We start from the raw sequence: 18,713 nt of genomic DNA, 5'->3' as shown, positions 1-18,713 counted from the left end.
TTCTGCTTAGATCAACTCTCTTACATCTGTTACTTTACCTGTTACTGCCGCAGCTGCTGCTGTCAAAGGAGATACCAGCATGGTGCGGGCATTCGGTCCCTGACGCCCTTCGAAATTTCTATTTGAAGTCGAAACACAATATTTACCAGCAGGGATTTTATCTTCGTTCATACCTAAACATGCCGAACATCCTGGTTCACGTAACTGGAATCCTGCCGCTTCAAATATTTTATCCAAGCCTTCTTCTTTAGCCTGTTTTTCTACTTGTTTTGAGCCCGGTACAATCCATACTTCAACGTCTTGTGCTTTTTGCTTGCCTTTAACGAACGAAGCTACTTCACGTAAATCTTCAATACGGGAATTGGTACAACTTCCGATGAAAACATAATCAACACGGTTGCCTAAGACCGTTGAATCATCTTTAAAACCCATGTAATCCAATGCTTTTTGGTACGATGGTCTTTCTGATTCCGGTTGTGCGATAGTTGCTGGGATATGCTCCGCGATACCCATACCCATGCCAGGGTTGGTGCCATAAGTAATCATTGGCGCAATGTCTGCAGCATCAAAAGTCAACACTTTATCAAAGATGGCATCTTCGTCAGAATATAATGTTTTCCAGTACGCTAAGGCTTGATCCCATTCCTCACCTTTTGGTGCGAATTCACGGCCTTCTACATAGTCGAAAGTGATCTGATCCGGAGCAATTAAGCCTCCGCGTGCACCCATTTCAATACTCATGTTACAAATGGTCATACGTGCTTCCATGCTTAATGAACGGATTGCTGAACCAGCATATTCAATAAAGTAACCTGTACCGCCCGCGGCAGAGATTTTGGAGATGATATATAGGATGATATCTTTTGCCCCAACACCTTTTTGAAGGGTACCGTTAACTTCAATTTTCATTGTTTTTGGCTTCGACTGCAATAAACATTGTGTTGCGAAGACCTGTTCAACCTGAGAGGTCCCAATACCAAAAGCAATAGCTCCAAAAGCACCATGTGTTGAGGTATGACTATCGCCACAGACCATCGTTTTACCTGGTAGGGTGATACCCAGCTCCGGACCAATAACGTGTACAATCCCTTGGTATGGATGCCCCAAGCCATATAATTCAATACCAAATTCAGCACAATTTTTGGTGAGCATATCAACTTGATAACGGGATAGCTCTTCTTTGATCGGTAAATGTTGATTGAGTGTCGGTACGTTGTGGTCGGCAGTAGCTACCGTTTGCTTTGGACGAAAAACTGGGATTCCTCTTTTACGCAAGCCATCGAAAGCTTGAGGTGAAGTAACTTCATGAATCAAGTGGGTGTCGATATAAATAATATCCGGAAACCCTTCTTCACGCTTGACGACGTGAGCATCCCAAATCTTTTCTACTAATGTTTTTGACATTTTTTAATCTCTCTTATGTTATTTTTATATGAACCAAGGTGATATTGTAAATGTCTCAATATCACCTTGATTTCAATATACTAAATTACGAAATATTCATGATTTTTGGAGCATGTATAATTTCGTATGGACTTTTAAACAGTTTTGATCGCTTTCATTGCAGTCATCGCTTTACGCAATTTGCGACCAACGATTTCTACAGGGTGATCGCGTAGAATTTCATTGATGACAACCAATTGTGCGTTATCAACTGCAGCATCTTTGTTGTCGTTAAAGTTTTTACCGACTAAATCCGTATCAACAGTTTTCATGAAGTCTGCCAACAAAGGTTTACAAGCTTGGTCGAATAGGTAACAACCGTATTCTGCTGTATCAGAGATAACACGGTTCATTTCGAACAACTTCTTACGAGCGATTGTGTTAGCGATCAATGGTGTTTCGTGCAATGATTCGTAGTATGCTGATTCTGGTTTGATACCTGCTTCAACCATTGTTTCGAATGCCAACTCAACACCTGCGCGGATGAAAGCAACCATCAGTGTATAGTTGTCGAAGTACTCTTGTTCGTTGATTTTAACATCACCAGCAGGTGTTTTTTCGAATGCAGTTTCACCTGTTTCGGCTCTCCATTTCAATAAATTTGCATCACCATTTGCCCAATCTTCCATCATGGTCTTGCTAAAGTGACCTGACATGATATCATCTTGGTGTTTTTGGAATAAAGGACGCATAATATCCTTCAATTCTTCTGAGATCTCAAATGCTTTTACTTTTGCGGGATTGCTCAAACGGTCCATCATTCCGCTCACACCACCATGTTTCAAGGCTTCCGTAATCACTTCTACACCGTATTGTACCAATTTGGATGCGTAACCAGCTTCGATACCTTTCTCGATCATTTTGTCGAAAGACAAGATCGATCCTGTTTGCAACAATCCACAAAGAATCGTTTGCTCACCCATCAAATCTGATTTTACCTCAGCTACGAATGAAGATTTCAATACACCAGCCTTGTGTCCACCTGTTCCTACACAGTACGCTTTCGCTTCAGCCCAGCCTTTTCCTTGTGGATCATTTTCCGGATGAACAGCGATCAAGGTAGGAACACCAAAACCACGAAGGTATTCTGCACGAACCTCAGAACCTGGACATTTTGGAGCAACCATGATGACAGTAATATCTTTACGGATCTGCATACCTTCTTCAACGATGTTGAAACCGTGTGAATACGATAACGTAGCGCCTTCTTTCATCAAGGGCATTACAGCGTTGATTACTGAAGTATGTTGTTTATCTGGAGTCAAGTTGATAACTAAATCCGCAGATGGGATCAATTCTTCGTAAGTGCCTACGTTAAAGTTGTTGTCCGTAGCGTTTTTCCAAGAATCTCTTTTTTGTTCAATAGCTTCTTTACGCAAAGCATAAGAAACGTCCAGTCCGCTATCTCTTAAGTTTAAACCTTGGTTCAAGCCTTGCGCACCACATCCTACGATTACGATTTTTTTACCTTTTAAAGCATTTACACCATCCGTGAATTCGGTGTTGTCCATGAATTCAGCGTGACTTAATTGTTCTAACTGCTCTCTAAGCGGTAAGGTGTTGAAATAATTTGCCATTGTTTTACTTTCTTTCTGTTATGGGTTGTTGATTATTTATTTTAATTATTGTACTAATCTGCGTTGAGCCATTGCGTAACCGAAATGAACGTTATCGTGTCCTGATGTCAGGGCTATAACTTCTTCAATGGTATCCATTGGATAGCCATAGGTTGCTGTTGAAAACGAGGTGATTTCTCCGAAAACACCGTTTTCATAGTCAGCAGCAATTTGCTCAATACTGCGGATTGCAATTTCTTTCAATTCATCAACCTCTGCTTGTTCAACAAAGCGGGTTGGCTTGGTATCTTTTTTATAATCTTCGTTATAGTTCACCCAAGTCGTATCGGCCTTGATTCCTGTACGGACATAAACCAAGGTCTGTGTACTGACGACAATGTGGGCAAAATTCCAGATAATATTGTTGTTAAATCCCGCGGGAATTTTGTTAAGCTGTTCAATGGAAAGACCGTCAAGTAATTCAATGAATTTTTGACGTGACTTTAAGATAAATTTAAATGTCTCTTGCATAATACTATTAAAGCTTACATCGTAAATACGTCATCTCTTTTGTCGAGATACTCGTTTTCTACAATTTCTATCGATGGTTCCTTGGCTTCAAACTGAACCAATTTGGAATGGAAACCTGCACTATCTTTAATGATGGCGATACGTGCGCCACGGACAAATTCGATCAAACCATATTTGGTCAATTCTTCTGTCAACTTATCGATCTCCTCGCGGTGACCTGCAGTTTCAAAGACGATATAGTCGTTGCGGATCACAACAACATTGGCGCCATATTGACGTAATAAGCGTTCTACATATACCTTTTCATTGACAACATCCGCAGGCACTTTATACAGCGCCTGTTCTTGCCAGATCACTTCATCATTAGTGTTGTAATAGGCCTTGAGGATATCAATCTGTTTTTCCAGTTGACGACAAAGCTTACGCAGAACATCTTCAGCCTCCGTGATTACGATGGTAAAACGATGTATTCCTTCTACTTCAGAAGGAGAAGTATTCAAGCTTTCAATATTGATTTTTCTTCTTGAAAAAATTGTTGAGATCCGACCGATAAGACCGATAGAATTCTCTGTATATAGGGTGATGGTATATTCTTGTTTTTCCATGTTAAATTCTACTTTAAACGTATCTCAGATACCGATGTTCCTTGTGCAACCATTGGAAATACATTGTTTTCCTTACCTACCATCACTTCCAATAGATATGCTCCGTCGTGATCAATCATGGTTTTCAGGGCATTACGTAGGTCTTTACGTTCCGAAATCTTCTGACCGTCGATGTAATAGCCTTTCGCTACTGCAACAAAGTCAGGACTCGTGATATTCACGAATGAATAACGTCTGTCGTGGAACAATTGCTGCCACTGGCGTACCATGCCCAAGAATTCATTATTGAGGATCATGATTTTGACTTTTGCGCCAAATTGCATAATCGTTCCGAGCTCCTGGATCGTCATTTGTATACCACCATCACCGATGATTGCTACGACAGTTTTCTCTGGAGCGCCGTACCAGGCACCGATTGCTGCCGGAAGACCAAAGCCCATCGTTCCTAAGCCCCCTGAGGTTACATTCGATTTGCTGTTGTTGAATTTAGCATAGCGACAAGTTACCATTTGGTGTTGACCGACGTCCGTTGTAATGATTGCATCACCACCTGTCAATTCATTCAATACGTTGATCACTTCACCCATGGTCATGATATCAGTTTGAGGATGAAGCTCATTTTGGATGACTTCTTTGATTTCTTCTTTTTCAAGTTCACGGAATTGTGCAAGCCAAGCGGAGTGATCCACGGCCGTTACCAATTCTGTAAGCATCGGAAGAGTTTCTTTACAGTCGCCCCATACAGGTACGGTTGTCTGTACGTTTTTGTCAATCTCTGCCGGGTCTATATCCAAATGGATTACTTTTGCCTGTTTGGCATATTTGTCCAAACGACCTGTTACACGGTCATCGAAACGCATACCGATAGCAATTAAAACATCACATTCGTTTGTCATCACGTTTGGCGCATAGTTACCATGCATTCCGAGCATTCCTACATGGAGTTTGTGATCCGTTGGAAGTGCACTTAACCCCATTACGGTCGCTGCCGATGGAATTCCTGTCTTCTCGATAAAAGCTTTGAACTCTTCTTCTGCTTTCCCCAAGATGATGCCTTGTCCAAAAAGGACAAACGGTTTTTTTGCATTGTTGATTAACTCGGCTGCCTGCTCAACATATTCTTTACGAACTTGTGGTGCAGGTCTATAGCTACGAACGTGGTTGCATTTTTCGTAACCGAAGTAATCGAACAATTGTAGCTGTGCATTTTTAGTGATATCGATCAATACCGGTCCTGGACGACCTGTGCTGGCAATATAAAATGCTTTTGCGAGTGCAGCTGGAATTTCAGTTGCGTCGGTGACTTGGTAGTTCCATTTTGTGACTGGTGCCGTGATATTGATGACATCTGTTTCCTGAAAAGCATCTGTTCCCAATAGTGAAGCAAAGACCTGACCTGTGACACAGACGATAGGGTTACTATCGATCATGGCATCAGCCAGTCCAGTAACTAGGTTTGTTGCTCCAGGACCACTTGTCGCAAAGACGACGCCTGTACGACCTGAAGTTCTTGCATAACCTTGCGCCGCGTGGATTCCACCTTGTTCATGGCGCACTAAAATATGCTTCAGACGATCCGTATAATCATAAAGGGCATCATAGATCGGCATAATTGCGCCTCCAGGATAACCAAATACGGTATCAACTCCTTCGCTCAATAAGGCCTCCAATACAGCTTTCGATCCCGAAATTTGTGTCGGAGTTTGCTGCGCTGTAGCGGCCTTATTTTCTGTTATTTCCAGTGTACTCATTACGTTGATTTTTTTATTGTTGATTATTCAGTCTTTTAGTATTTAGATATTAGATCTGAGACATTAAGCATCGATTGTTTAGGTCTCTATTTGCTTAATGTCTCTGTTTTTTATTTTCTACTGATCCGTTACACAGCCTTCTGAGGCATCGGCAACAGTTTTAGCGTATTTGTATAAAACTCCTTTGTTAACTTTTAACGCTGGTTGTACCCAAGCGGCACGGCGTTGCGCGATCTCTTCATCGGAAAGTAGCACATTGATGCTATTATTTACTGCATCGATCTCGATAATGTCATCATCATGTACAAGACCGATTAATCCGCCTTTGTAAGATTCCGGTGTGATATGTCCTACGACAAAACCATGTGTTCCACCTGAGAAACGGCCATCGGTGATTAAAGCGACAGATTTACCTAGACCCGCGCCGATTATCAGTGACGTAGGTTTAAGCATTTCAGGCATGCCGGGTGCTCCAACAGGACCTTCATTTTTGATCACGACAACATCTCCTTTTTTGATTCTGCCAGATGCAATACCGGCCACTAAATCGTGCTCTCCGTCGAATACACGTGCAGGGCCAGTGAATTTTTCACCTTCTTTGCCGGAGATCTTGGCAACAGAACCTTTCTCTGCTAAGTTCCCGTAAAGAATCTGTAAGTGTCCTGTAGCCTTGATTGGATCGCTCAATGGTTTGATGATCGGTTGATCATATTCCATGATTGATTTAACATCAGCCAAGTTCTCAGCGACCGTTTTTCCTGTTACCGTGATACAGTCGCCATGAAGTAAACCCTCATTTAAAAGATATTTCATAACAGCAGGAGTTCCACCAAATTGCTGAAGATCTTGCATTAAGTATTTACCGGACGGTTTAAAGTCCGCTAATACAGGGGTTTCGTCACTCATGCGTTGGAAGTCGTCTTGCGTGATGTCTACGCCTACGGCTTTGCCTATTGCAATAAAGTGAAGTACAGCATTGGTACTGCCACCCAAGATAACAATGGTACGTAGCGCGTTCTCAAATGCTTTACGTGTCATGATATCAGAGGGCTTGATATCTTTCTCAAGTAGCGTGCGGATATGTTGACCTGCCTCTAAACATTCATTTTTCTTTTCTTCCGAGATCGCTGGATTGGAAGATGAGTATGGTAAGCTCATTCCCAAGGCTTCAATTGCCGAAGCCATGGTATTTGCAGTATACATTCCGCCACAAGCACCAGCACCAGGGCAGGTATGTTTGATAATGCCTTCATAGTCTTCATCGGAAAGATTTCCGCAGATGCGTTGTCCCAATGCTTCAAATGCAGACACAATGTTTAATTCTTCACCTTTATAGTGGCCTGGAGCGATAGTACCGCCATATACCATTAAAGAAGGACGGTCCAAGCGAGCCATTGCCATAATTGCACCAGGCATGTTTTTGTCACAGCCAGGAATAGAGATCAAGCCATCATAATATTGTCCACCACAGATCGTTTCGATACTATCAGCGATCACATCACGACTTACCAACGAATAACGCATCCCATCGGTACCGTTGCTCATACCGTCACTGACGCCAATGGTTCCAAAGGTCAAACCCACTAAATCATTGTTCCAAACGCCCTTCTTGACGATTTGTGCCAAATCATTTAAGTGCATATTACACGTATTACCATCATATCCCATGCTGGCAATACCGACCTGTGCTTTGTCCATGTCGGCATCCGTAAGACCGATACCATAAAGCATTGCTTTTGCAGCAGGTTGCGTTTCGTCTTGTGTAAATGTACGGCTGTATTTGTTCATTCCGTTTTCGCCGTTAGATGATGACTTCATAATTTTCGTTCTCTAATACTAAATTTTTATATCTTCTTTGGATTGATGCACCTATGCTGTGTTCCCAGGCTTCTTTGTAGATGACATCATCGACTTGTTTGATTCCGATAATTTCTGCCGCAGTCCCGCATAAGAAAGCGCTGTCAGCAGTGTAAATGTCTTCTATCGTCAACTGCTTTTCAATGACTTCGAAGTTTAATTTTTTACAAATGTTTTTTACAGTCTGGCGTGTAATGCCCGGGAAGATATTCTTCACTGGCGGCGTATAGATTTTGAAATCCTTTTCGATGAAAATATTTTCACTGGATGCTTGGGCAACGCAGCCTTCGTGGTCGAGCATTAACGCTTCGTCGTAACCCTTCCTGATAGCTTCTGTTGTCGCAAGGATGGAGTTTACATATTGCCCAGAGATCTTCGAGTCAATTTTAAACGACTTTGGATTAGGTCTTTTGATATCAGAGATACATACCTTTAATAGGTTTTGACCAAGATATGGCCCCCATTCCCATGCTGCCATCATGATGGTTGCTTCGGTTGATGAGGTTAGGTGCATATTTGAACCGGTCAATACTAATGGACGTATATAAGCTTCTCTTAGGTTGTTGTTGGCCAGGAGTTCATAACAGATGTCGATCAGCTCTCTGTTGCTCCAACGATAGGGAATATTAACTGCTTCACACGATCTCTTTAAGCGATCGAAATGCATGTCAGCTTTAAAGATACGTGGTCCATTGTGGGTATTATACGCACGTAAACCATCGAACACTGCATACCCATAATGCAGTGACTGTGCAAAGGGATCCAATGCAGCTTCGGAAGCTTTTACAAAAGCTCCATCTAAATAGATCAACGTGTTTTTATCGTAATATTTCATAACCCAAAATTTACCTAAGTATAATAGTTCCCTTTGTTGTAATATTGGTGGTAAATCATGCTATCTCAAGCTTCTATAAAAACTTTCGAATTTCATTTCCTCAAGGTAGCAGGAATTACAATAATTGGCAATAGGTAAAGTGCTAATTTTGTATTTAGAATAAAATTTTATTAAATCTGTTTTTGTAAAATTTTATTTTTCAGTAACTCGTTTTATTCGGTTTTATATTTTGTTAGTCGTATACCATATTTAAAATTGGTCTACAGGGTCAAAAAATTATTTTTTGTTACAATGGCCAATTTTCTTCCTAAAATGAAGAAAATGTCAAAAAAACTTTAAAAAAAAAGCTTCCGATATTTCTATCGGAAGCTTTTTAGATTTTATAAAATCGATTTGATTTAATCTCCGATAATTCCTTCAGCAAGCACGGTAATGACATTGTCTTTTGCTTCCACAACACCACCTTTAATGAACACTTCTTGTCCACCTTTACCTTGTTGAATAATTACTTTTCCATCTTCCAAAGTAGAAACAATGGCAGCGTGGTCTTTCAAAATTTGAAAAGAACCCGCAGTGCCCGGTACAGTAACTGAAGTTACTTCGCCTTCGAATGCTAATTTGTCTGGAGTGATAATTGTTAATTTCATTATTCTTAGATATAATCTAGATTAAACTGCTTCTGCTAATAATTTTTTACCTTTTTCGATAGCATCATCAATGTTACCTACTAAGTTGAAGGCAGCTTCAGGGTACTCATCTACTTCACCGTCAATGATCATATTGAAACCTTTGATGGTATCTTTGATGTCTACCAATACACCTTTTAAACCTGTAAATTGTTCTGCAACGTGGAAAGGTTGGGATAAGAAACGTTGTACACGACGTGCGCGGTGTACAGTTTGTTTATCTTCTTCTGATAATTCGTCCATACCTAAGATGGCGATGATATCTTGTAATTCTTTGTAACGTTGAAGAATTTCTTTTACACGTTGTGCAGTATTATAGTGTTCGTTACCTAAAACGGCAGGAGAAAGGATACGTGATGTAGAATCCAAAGGATCCACAGCAGGGTAGATACCTAGCTCAGCGATTTTACGAGACAATACTGTAGTTGCATCCAAGTGAGCGAAAGTTGTCGCTGGAGCAGGGTCAGTTAAGTCATCGGCAGGTACATATACGGCTTGAACCGAAGTGATTGATCCGTTTTTAGTTGAAGTGATACGCTCTTGCATTAAACCCATTTCAGTTGCCAATGTTGGTTGGTAACCTACAGCTGAAGGCATACGACCCAATAGGGCAGATACTTCAGAACCTGCTTGTGTAAAACGGAAGATATTATCGATGAAGAATAATACGTCACGGCCTTGACCTTCGCCATCACCGTCACGGAAGTATTCCGCAACTGTCAAACCTGATAAAGCAACACGTGCACGTGCACCAGGAGGCTCGTTCATTTGACCGAATACGAAAGTACATTTAGAATCTTTCATCAATTCGTGGTCAACAGTATCCAAAGGCCATTCGCCTTTTTCCATGCCTTCCATAAAGTGCTCACCATATTTGATGATACCAGACTCCAACATCTCGCGCAATAAGTCATTACCTTCACGTGTACGTTCACCTACGCCAGCGAATACAGAAAGACCACCGTGACCTTTTGCGATATTATTGATTAATTCTTGGATTAATACAGTTTTACCTACACCGGCACCACCGAATAAACCAATTTTACCACCTTTAGCATATGGCTCTAAAAGGTCAATAACTTTGATACCAGTAAAAAGTACTTCGGATTCAGTTGACAAATCTTCGAATTTAGGAGGTACGTTGTGGATAGGACGACCATTCTCCTTATTCAAATTTTGGATCCCGTCTATGGCATCACCAACTACATTGAATACACGACCTTTGATTTCTTCACCAACAGGCATTTTGATAGGAGCACCAGTATCGACAACTTCCATTCCGCGAACTAAACCTTCAGTTGCGTCCATGGCAATTGTACGTACACGATCCTGACCTAAGTGTTGTTGAACTTCTAATACAACACGTTGTCCATTTTCTTTTTGAATGTACAATGCATCGTAAATTTTAGGTAGATTTTCACTGTCGGCGAAGTTGACGTCAACAACTGGGCCGATAATCTGCGCTATTTTACCAATCTTGGGCATATTATAGGGACTAAATATTTATTAATCAATTTTATATAAGAGACATAAAAGGCCTCTTTTTTGGTCAGCAAAAATAAGGTTATTCGTTTTTAAAAACAAATAGAATTTGCAATTAAATTACAATTTTATTAATGTAGGTCAAAATGTTATCTATTGTAATTCTGTATGTTTCGATTTCTATACCTCCAAATATAGTTTTTCTCTTTTATCGGGCTACGTATTTTTGAAGTTTAGAGCTTTACTTCACTGAATCTTTTATTCGTTTTAGGAATGGAACCTGATTAAATAAAATCGACCTGTAACGGAGTGCCTCTAGGATTCGTTACAGGTCGATCAAAATAAATCTGCTATTTTATGAAAAGCAGGACTAGATTTTTTTGTTTAGTTCGTCCTGCAACTGGCGCTTGAGCAGTTGTTCCTTTTCCATGGACTTTTTGCGGAAAGTAGCGAATTCCTCCTGCGATTGCTCGGCCGTTTTTTGGAATTCCACCGTGTCCACTTTCGCTTTCCGATAAGAAAATAAAAAGATAAATGCTGCTACTGCCAATACGGCAATGATCGTCCAAACAACAGTATTGTAAAAAGTTTTAGATGTATTGATTCCTAAGAAAGAGAAACTTTCTGTTTTTTCCTTCTCCTGTGTCAGCTGATCCTTTAAAACCTGAATAGAATCTTGTAAAGTTTTGGTGTTGGATGTATAGTTGCTTGAAGATGATTTTAAAGAGCTGATTTCCTTGTGGAGTTTTGCTACGGTATCAATTACATTTCGTTTCACAATATCAAGATTGGTTTTTCGCACCATCTTGAAATCATAGTTGTTTTTCGAAATATAATTCAGGTGGTCAAATTGATTTGCCAAACTTCCTTTTTTTAATCCATCCGGACTGTACTTGAAGGCATTATCCTGTTGTGCTGCTGTAGTGGCGGGAGCCGCAGCAGGAGGTTGTGCCTCCAATAGCGTATGTGATGAAATAAATAAAATCGTAAAGAATATAAATGCTAATCTCAATTTGCTCATGTTGTTTATTTTATAAAATGCGTTAATCTAGCTTATCCTAATTGTAAAACTAGGATATACCTGTGATAAATATAAGGAATTATTGAAAAAACGAAAATGTTAAGTGAAATATATTCCAATTCCCATAGGTCATTTCCCGTTACTTTATCATGATTCGATAGACCAACTTGGCAAATACCGTAAAAAGGACATGATCTTTTCCTTATAGATCGCCGTATTTAATTTGAAATAGTATGCTCCTTTTTTTGAATTTTCCTTATCCTTTTCCTCCAGTTTGATTATGAGGTCTGAGGAAAGCAGTTTTCGGCTGAAATTGCGCTTATCCAACTCGATATTGTAAACTCCCTCATAGAGTGCTGCAATCTGGGGAATCGTGAATTTCTCGGGCAGCAGTTCAAATAATATCGGATACAAAGCTGCTTTCATGCGTAGACGGTGCTGTGCCGAAGCGATCATCTGATCATGATCGAAGATCAGCGTTGGGTGCTCCCGTAATGGAAACCATTGAGCTTCGTAATCGTCACTTAGGATATGTTTATATTGCTGCGTATCAATCAGCGCAAAATAACAGATACTAACAACCCGGTCGCTAGGTTCACGCTGAGGTTCACCGAATACACTACATTGCTCCATGTATACATTCTCAAGTCCTGTTAACTGTTTGAGCACTCGGCTCGCCGCCTCTTCCGGACTTTCGTCGGATTGAACGAAACCACCCATCAGACTCCATTTATTTCTTTCTGGTTCGAAATCACGTTTAATTAAAAGTACTTCAAGGGATTCGCCGTTAAATCCAAATATGATACAGTCTACTGCCAAAAGGATCCCTGAATCTTTTTTATAATATTCCATCGTCTATCGTTTTATCTTTTTATCTGACACCACCCCATTTATTCCACGAGCAAAACTATGTAAAAAAGTAAATAGCTAAAAATAAGTATAATAATTGTCTGTTACATCCCTTTAAAAGGCTTTTATACACCTATGTCAGGAATTCGGGTTAACCATAATTTGCTGCTATGAAGTTAGCTCTATTTTTTAAATATGAAAATTTTCTTTCATATTTAAAAAAATAAATGTTTATTTGACACTAATTATTTTTTCAAGACGAACTTCAAAAAGGGGGATATTGAAAAATAAGGCGTTAGAGACAATTATAAGTTATAAACCAAATTCAGCAAAAATGAATAAATCGTATGTCATTGGGGTGGACTATGGAAGTGATTCGGTCCGTTCGGTATTGGTTGATGCTAACAATGGCGAGGAAATAGCTTCTTCTGTATTTTACTACCCGCGTTGGAAAAGAGGGGAGTATTGTGATGCTGCTTTAAATCAGTTTAGGCAACACCCGTTGGATTATATCGAAGGCTTGGAAGCGACAATAAAAGATTGTTTGCTCAAATCGGAAATCGACAATATTGGCGCGGCTGTAAAAGCAATTTCCGTGGATACAACGGGATCTACTCCAGTTGCCGTAAACGCAGCCGGGGTTCCATTGGCGTTGTTGGACGAGTTTAAAGACAATCCCAATGCCATGTTTGTCTTATGGAAAGATCATACAGCTGTTGGTGAGGCCAAAGAAATTAACCTGCACAATCAAAATAGTCCGGTGGATTATTTGAAGTATGTGGGCGGAGTATACTCTTCGGAATGGTTCTGGGCCAAATTACTTCATGTTTTTAGGACTGATGAAAAGGTCCGTACCGCCACATATAGCTGGGTTGAGCATTGTGATTATATTCCTTTTCTATTGACTGGAGGAACACAGGTGTCTGCTATGAAGCGTGGGGTTTGTTCAGCAGGTCATAAATCGCTTTGGGCCAAAGAATTTGATGGCCTACCTCCAAATTCTTTCTTTTCAACACTTGATCCATTGCTGGATGGTTTGGTTGATCGTTTGTTTTCTGAAACATACACTGCTGATCAATCTGCCGGTCAGCTTTCGGAAGAATGGGCGCAACGATTAGGTCTTACAACATCAGTCGTTGTTGGTGTCGGTGCATTTGACTGTCATATGGGGGCAGTTGGAGGACAAATTGAGCCATATTATCTGAGTAAGGTGATGGGGACGTCGACCTGTGATATGCTAGTTGCCCCAAAGGAGGAGGTTCAGCATACGTTGGTCAGGGGAATCTGCGGTCAGGTAGACGGTTCGATTATACCGGGAATGATTGGTATGGAAGCTGGGCAATCGGCATTTGGAGATGCTTACGCTTGGCTGAAACAGGTGTTACTGTGGCCAACGAAAAATTTGATACAAGATATTGAAGAGATCGAAGCGCATACGCGTGAACAGTTGATGGCAACTCTGGAAGAGAAACTCTTGTTCAGTCTAAGTGAGCAGGCGGCATTACTTCCCGTAACGGCAACATCTGAATTAGCTTTGGACTGGCTCAATGGTCGTCGAACTCCGGATGCGGATCAATCCTTGAAAGGAGCGATTACAGGCTTGCACCTTGGAACAGATGCACCTCGGATCTTCAGGGCGATTGTCGAAGCGACTTGTTTTGGCGCGAAGGCTATTGTTGACCGTTTCGTGGAGCAGGGTATTCCGGTAAAAGGCTTGATCGGTTTAGGTGGAGTTGCAAAGAAATCGCCTTTTATTATGCAAATGATGGCTAATGTGATGAATATGCCTATTCGTATTCATAAAAGTGAGCAGACTTGTGCCATTGGCGCAGCAATGTTCGCCGCAACAGTTGCTGGTTTATATGACCGAGTTGAGGATGCCATGAAGGCAATGGGGCAAGGTTTTGAACGAACCTATATACCTGAGGAAAAATGGGTAACCATCTATGCCGAACGCTATGAACATTACAAGGCTCTGGGAGCTTTCATCGAAGGAAAGGAATCGCTAGCCATTACTGTTTAACCATTCAAATTTTAATCATGTATAATTCAATTAAAGAAGAAGCCTACCATTGCAATATGCAATTGCCCCAGCTGGGATTGGTGCTTTTTACATTTGGAAATGTGAGTGTTGTCGATCGTCGTCAGGAAGTTTTTGCGATTAAACCAAGTGGGGTTCCCTATGACGAGCTTTCACCGGAACATATGGTGATTGTAGACTTTGATGGTCATGTGGTTGAGGGTAATCTTCGGCCATCATCAGATACGAAAACTCATGCGCTATTGTATAAACATTGGAAGGAAATCGGTGGGATCACCCACACACACTCCACCTATGCGACAGCATGGGCACAGGCGCAACGGGATATTCCCATTTTCGGAACGACACATGCAGATCATTTGACGGTCGATATTCCCTGTGCTCCACCAATGCACGATGAGATGATCTCCGGAAACTACGAGCATGAAACGGGGTTTCAGATTATCAATCACTTTGCCGAAAATAAGCTGGATTATAAAGAGGTGGAAATGATTCTGGTTGGTAACCACGCGCCGTTTGCCTGGGGTAAAACTGGAACAAAGTCTGTTTATAACAGTGCAGTATTGGAACAGGTTGCTAAAATGGCTTGGTTGACAGAACAGATCAATCCGAGTGCGCCTCGATTAAAGCCTGCACTGATCAAAAAGCATTACGAACGGAAGCATGGAGCCAACGCCTATTATGGTCAATAATTTTCAGTAATAAAAAATCTATAGCAAAAACTACAATTTAACATGAATATCAATTTAAAAGAGCTTGAGGTCTGGTTTGTCGTGGGAAGCCAAGACCTATATGGTGAAGAAACCTTGCGACAAGTTGCCCTACATGCTGAGGAAATAGCCAATTATTTACATACCCAAGCAGCGATTCCAGTAGCGGTAAAATATAAACCGATCGTAAAAAATACGGACGAGATTTATGCAACATTGGCAGCCGCCAACAATGAAAAAAACTGTATTGGGGTTATTACCTGGATGCATACATTTTCACCTGCAAAGATGTGGATCAGAGGATTAAAAGCCTTGCAAAAGCCATTGTTGCATCTGCATACGCAGTATAATCAGGATATCCCATGGAATAGTATCGATATGGATTTTATGAATCTCAACCAAAGTGCGCATGGGGATCGCGAATTTGGACACATCGTTAGCCGCTTAAAAATAGGTCGTAAAGTCGTAACAGGGCATTGGCAAGATGCGGAAGTGCTGGAACGGATTAATGTTTGGGCGCGTGCAGCCGCGGGATGGCACGACTGGCAAGGTGCTAAATTTGCAAGATTTGGCGATAACATGCGTTATGTGGCTGTTACAGATGGCGATAAAGTGGAGGCAGAGTCACAATTTGGTTTCGCTGTAAACACCTATGCCATTGGTGATTTGGTAGAGGTTATCAATGCGAGTACGGAAGCGGAAATCGCGGCATTATTAGCGGAGTACGAAGCGACTTATGAACTTGCCGAAAATGTAAAAGTTGACGGTGAATATCATACTAACCTCATCGAAGCTGCTAAAATAGAAATTGGCCTACGGAAATTTTTGGAACAAGGAAACTTTAAAGGTTTTACGGATACCTTTGAGGATCTGCATGGGATGGTACAACTTCCGGGCTTGGCGGTACAACGTTTAATGGCTGAGGGTTATGGTTTTGCCGGCGAAGGGGATTGGAAGACTCCAGCTTTGGTGCGCGCTTGCAAAGTGATGGGAGCAGGATTAGCGGGAACGACCGCATTTATGGAGGACTACACCTACCATTTTGATCCGTATAATCCCATGGTACTTGGCTCACATATGTTAGAAGTGGACCCCGCTTTAGCAACTGGAAAACCACGTATAGAAGTACATCCGCTAGGAATTGGCGGCAAGGCGGATCCTGCCCGTTTGGTTTTCAATGGCCAGAGCGGAGATGCATTGAATGCCTCTTTGGTCGATATGGGAACGCGTTTTCGTTTGATCGTGAATAAAGTACAAGGTGTTGCTGTGGAAGAAGAGTTGCCTAAGCTTCCTGTTGCGCGGGTACTATGGAAACCGCTTCCTGATATGAAAACGGGCTGTAGTGCCTGGATTGTGGCAGGGGGGGCACATCATACCGCCTACAGCTTGAGCTTAACACCCGAATACCTGGAAGATTTTGCACGTATTGCCGGACTGGAATATGTATTGATCGACGAGGATACTACGGTAGCGAAACTCGAAGATCAATTGAAATGGAATGAACTTTATTATTTACTGAGTAAATAATAAACTAAGCCATTTATACCTGCTCTTCGGGTATAGATGGCTTATTGATAATAACCAATTTGGGAAATATGGAAAAATTTGCAACGGTAGATTACATCATCTTCGTAATTTACTTCTTTATTGTAGCCGGCTATGGCTACTGGATTTATCGTAAAAAGACGAATAGTTTAAGCAGTAGCAAGGACTACTTTCTGGCGGAAGGATCACTGACCTGGTGGGCCATAGGCTCTTCGTTGATCGCATCGAATATTTCTGCTGAGCAGTTTATTGGTATGAGCGGTAATGGATTTGAGGTCGGTATTGCTGTAGCCGCTTATGAGCTCATTGCTGCGGTAGCGCTAATTATTGTTGCGGTTTGGTTTATTCCGGTCTATCTGAAAAACAAGATTTTTACGATGCCTCAGTTTTTGAACAACCGATACAATGAAACGACGAGTCTTATTATGGCAATCTTCTGGTTGTTTTTGTACGTTTTTGTCAATCTGACTTCCATTTTGTATCTCGGGGCAATCGCCATTTCGAGTATGGCCGGAGGTGGCGACAGCTTCCACACCATTACAGTTGCTCTAGCCGTATTTGCCGTTATCATCACTTTGGGCGGAATGCGTGTTATTGGCTTTACAGATGTTATTCAGGTTGTTGTATTAATTATTGGTGGTATAGCGACGACCTATGTGGCATTGACCTTGGTCAGTGAACATTTTGGTTTGGGACAAGACGCCTTAGCTGGATTCAATAAACTGATGGAAGATTCGCCGGAGCATTTCAACCTATTTGTCGATAAACCAGGGCCGGGTGCCAGTCAGGAAGATATCAATAAATATCTGATGCTGCCTGGAATAGGGATGTACCTTGCTGGGATCTGGATTGTCAACCTAAATTACTGGGGCTGTAACCAATACATCACACAACGCGCTTTGGGAGCAGATTTAAAGACGGCACGCACAGGGATTCTTTTTGCAGGATTTCTAAAGTTGTTTATGCCGATTATCGTTATGCTTCCCGGGATAGCTGCTTATGTGCTTTATAAAAATGGTGCGTTACAACACGAAATGGCTCCTGGAGGGGTGTTTCATGCCGATAATGCGTATTCGGCGATATTGGGCTATCTGCCAAATGGAATGAAAGGACTTGCACTGGCGGCGCTTACAGCTGCTATTGTGGCCGGATTGGCCGGAAAAGCAAATAGTATCGCAACGATCTTTACACTGGATATCTTTAAAAAATACATCAATAAAGATGCGAGCGAAGCAAAAATGGTCTGGGTTGGAAAGATAACAATTGTGATCTCTATTCTACTTTCTGTTTTATTTACCTGGAATGATGCACTGGGCATCGGTGGTGCCGGAGGATTTACTTTTATCCAAAAATATACAGGCTTTATCAGTCCGGGGGTTTTTGCGATGTTTTTGCTCGGTATGTTCTGGAAAAGGACCACGGGCGCAGCCGCCATTACAGGCCTTGTAACGGGATTTGCATTGTCGGTATTTTTCAACGAGTTTGCAACAAAAGTTTTCGGACCAGAAACATGGATCTATACGGCATATCTTAACAAAGCGGGCGTTTATGAAATTCCATTTCAGATATGTATGGGACTAGCATTTGTGTTTACGATGATCGCTATGATTGCTGTCAGCTTATTTGGACCAAAAGTTAATCCAAAAGCTTTTGTATTGGATCGATCTATGTTTAAAGTGGAACCGTCCGTATTGGCATTAATTGTTGTGACTTTATTGTTGGTGACTGCTATCTATGTGCGTTTTTGGTAGAAATGTTGCCATTTGAATAATTAAATGATTATGAACCATTCCTAATTAAG

General features: G+C 41.3%; 15 protein-coding genes. 4 read left to right on the top strand and 11 right to left on the bottom strand.

Annotated features, from left to right (window positions below):
- Nucleotides 1-6 precede the first annotated feature (6 nt).
- From leuC to GVK91_RS05160, 11 genes are all read right to left on the bottom strand, one after another.
- On the bottom strand, nt 7-1,404 hold the full coding sequence (gene leuC, locus GVK91_RS05210) for a 3-isopropylmalate dehydratase large subunit (protein WP_153844270.1): 1,398 nt from the start codon (nt 1,402-1,404) through the stop codon (nt 7-9).
- A 134-nt stretch (nt 1,405-1,538) separates the two neighbouring features.
- Nucleotides 1,539-3,020 carry a ketol-acid reductoisomerase gene (gene ilvC, locus GVK91_RS05205; protein ID WP_088163107.1) on the bottom strand — a complete coding sequence of 494 codons (1,482 nt, stop codon included), beginning with the start codon at nt 3,018-3,020 and terminating at the stop codon, nt 1,539-1,541.
- A 45-nt stretch (nt 3,021-3,065) separates the two neighbouring features.
- Nucleotides 3,066-3,530, bottom strand: a complete 465-nt coding sequence (locus tag GVK91_RS05200) for a DinB family protein (RefSeq protein WP_220801573.1) — start codon at nt 3,528-3,530, stop codon at nt 3,066-3,068.
- Nucleotides 3,531-3,544: 14 nt separating this feature from the next.
- Nucleotides 3,545-4,135 (bottom strand): acetolactate synthase small subunit, encoded by a 591-nt coding sequence (ilvN, locus tag GVK91_RS05195; RefSeq protein ID WP_070570155.1) that lies wholly within the window; start codon nt 4,133-4,135, stop codon nt 3,545-3,547.
- Between the two features lie 8 nt (nt 4,136-4,143).
- Entirely contained in the window at nt 4,144-5,886 is a 1,743-nt protein-coding gene (gene ilvB, locus GVK91_RS05190) for a biosynthetic-type acetolactate synthase large subunit (RefSeq protein ID WP_153844269.1), read from the bottom strand.
- 117 nt (nt 5,887-6,003) lie between these two features.
- Nucleotides 6,004-7,704 carry a dihydroxy-acid dehydratase gene (ilvD, locus tag GVK91_RS05185; protein WP_159727356.1) on the bottom strand — a complete coding sequence of 567 codons (1,701 nt, stop codon included), beginning with the start codon at nt 7,702-7,704 and terminating at the stop codon, nt 6,004-6,006.
- Complete coding sequence (locus GVK91_RS05180; RefSeq protein WP_159727354.1) at nt 7,688-8,578, bottom strand: branched-chain amino acid transaminase; 891 nt, start codon at nt 8,576-8,578, stop codon at nt 7,688-7,690. The genes ilvD and GVK91_RS05180 overlap by 17 nt, the downstream gene beginning before the upstream one ends.
- 398 nt (nt 8,579-8,976) lie before the next feature.
- Entirely contained in the window at nt 8,977-9,225 is a 249-nt protein-coding gene (atpC, locus tag GVK91_RS05175) for an ATP synthase F1 subunit epsilon (RefSeq protein WP_120335003.1), read from the bottom strand.
- 21 nt (nt 9,226-9,246) lie between these two features.
- Nucleotides 9,247-10,749, bottom strand: a complete 1,503-nt coding sequence (atpD, locus tag GVK91_RS05170; protein ID WP_075994361.1) for a F0F1 ATP synthase subunit beta — start codon at nt 10,747-10,749, stop codon at nt 9,247-9,249.
- A 367-nt stretch (nt 10,750-11,116) separates the two neighbouring features.
- Complete coding sequence (locus GVK91_RS05165; RefSeq protein WP_159727352.1) at nt 11,117-11,767, bottom strand: hypothetical protein; 651 nt, start codon at nt 11,765-11,767, stop codon at nt 11,117-11,119.
- Between the two features lie 147 nt (nt 11,768-11,914).
- Nucleotides 11,915-12,619, bottom strand: coding sequence for an NUDIX domain-containing protein (locus GVK91_RS05160; protein WP_153844265.1), 705 nt, complete (start codon nt 12,617-12,619; stop codon nt 11,915-11,917).
- A gap of 331 nt (nt 12,620-12,950) precedes the next feature.
- Between GVK91_RS05160 and GVK91_RS05155 the strand changes: the two genes are divergently transcribed.
- From GVK91_RS05155 to GVK91_RS05140, 4 genes are all read left to right on the top strand, one after another.
- A complete protein-coding gene (locus GVK91_RS05155) occupies nt 12,951-14,639 on the top strand; it encodes a ribulokinase (RefSeq protein WP_153844264.1) in 1,689 nt (562 codons plus the stop codon).
- Between the two features lie 17 nt (nt 14,640-14,656).
- Nucleotides 14,657-15,349: an L-ribulose-5-phosphate 4-epimerase gene (locus tag GVK91_RS05150; protein ID WP_153844263.1), complete on the top strand. Its 693-nt coding sequence runs from the start codon at nt 14,657-14,659 to the stop codon at nt 15,347-15,349.
- A 42-nt stretch (nt 15,350-15,391) separates the two neighbouring features.
- On the top strand, nt 15,392-16,894 hold the full coding sequence (gene araA / locus GVK91_RS05145) for an L-arabinose isomerase (protein ID WP_159727350.1): 1,503 nt from the start codon (nt 15,392-15,394) through the stop codon (nt 16,892-16,894).
- A gap of 68 nt (nt 16,895-16,962) precedes the next feature.
- Nucleotides 16,963-18,663 carry a sodium/solute symporter gene (locus tag GVK91_RS05140; RefSeq protein WP_075994355.1) on the top strand — a complete coding sequence of 567 codons (1,701 nt, stop codon included), beginning with the start codon at nt 16,963-16,965 and terminating at the stop codon, nt 18,661-18,663.
- Nucleotides 18,664-18,713: the final 50 nt, after the last annotated feature.

Origin of the sequence: Sphingobacterium sp. 18053 (assembly GCF_902706145.1) — a bacterium.
Classification (GTDB): domain Bacteria; phylum Bacteroidota; class Bacteroidia; order Sphingobacteriales; family Sphingobacteriaceae; genus Sphingobacterium; species Sphingobacterium paramultivorum.
The sequence above is the reverse complement of the archived record's forward strand: the minus strand, read 5'-3'. Positions and strand labels throughout refer to the sequence as shown.

Bases quoted from the DNA above. Each gene is read 5' to 3' on its own strand.
- GVK91_RS05180 (WP_159727354.1), bottom strand. From the start codon at position 8,578: ATGAAATATTACGATAAAAACACGTTGATCTATTTAGATGGAGCTTTT.
- ilvB (WP_153844269.1), bottom strand. From the start codon at position 5,886: ATGAGTACACTGGAAATAACAGAAAATAAGGCCGCTACAGCGCAGCAA.
- ilvD (WP_159727356.1), bottom strand. From the start codon at position 7,704: ATGAAGTCATCATCTAACGGCGAAAACGGAATGAACAAATACAGCCGT.
- atpD (WP_075994361.1), bottom strand. From the start codon at position 10,749: ATGCCCAAGATTGGTAAAATAGCGCAGATTATCGGCCCAGTTGTTGAC.
- atpC (WP_120335003.1), bottom strand. From the start codon at position 9,225: ATGAAATTAACAATTATCACTCCAGACAAATTAGCATTCGAAGGCGAA.
- GVK91_RS05150 (WP_153844263.1), top strand. From the start codon at position 14,657: ATGTATAATTCAATTAAAGAAGAAGCCTACCATTGCAATATGCAATTG.
- GVK91_RS05155 (WP_153844264.1), top strand. From the start codon at position 12,951: ATGAATAAATCGTATGTCATTGGGGTGGACTATGGAAGTGATTCGGTC.
- GVK91_RS05165 (WP_159727352.1), bottom strand. From the start codon at position 11,767: ATGAGCAAATTGAGATTAGCATTTATATTCTTTACGATTTTATTTATT.
- GVK91_RS05200 (WP_220801573.1), bottom strand. From the start codon at position 3,530: ATGCAAGAGACATTTAAATTTATCTTAAAGTCACGTCAAAAATTCATT.
- ilvC (WP_088163107.1), bottom strand. From the start codon at position 3,020: ATGGCAAATTATTTCAACACCTTACCGCTTAGAGAGCAGTTAGAACAA.
- GVK91_RS05140 (WP_075994355.1), top strand. From the start codon at position 16,963: ATGGAAAAATTTGCAACGGTAGATTACATCATCTTCGTAATTTACTTC.
- ilvN (WP_070570155.1), bottom strand. From the start codon at position 4,135: ATGGAAAAACAAGAATATACCATCACCCTATATACAGAGAATTCTATC.
- GVK91_RS05160 (WP_153844265.1), bottom strand. From the start codon at position 12,619: ATGGAATATTATAAAAAAGATTCAGGGATCCTTTTGGCAGTAGACTGT.
- araA (WP_159727350.1), top strand. From the start codon at position 15,392: ATGAATATCAATTTAAAAGAGCTTGAGGTCTGGTTTGTCGTGGGAAGC.
- leuC (WP_153844270.1), bottom strand. From the start codon at position 1,404: ATGTCAAAAACATTAGTAGAAAAGATTTGGGATGCTCACGTCGTCAAG.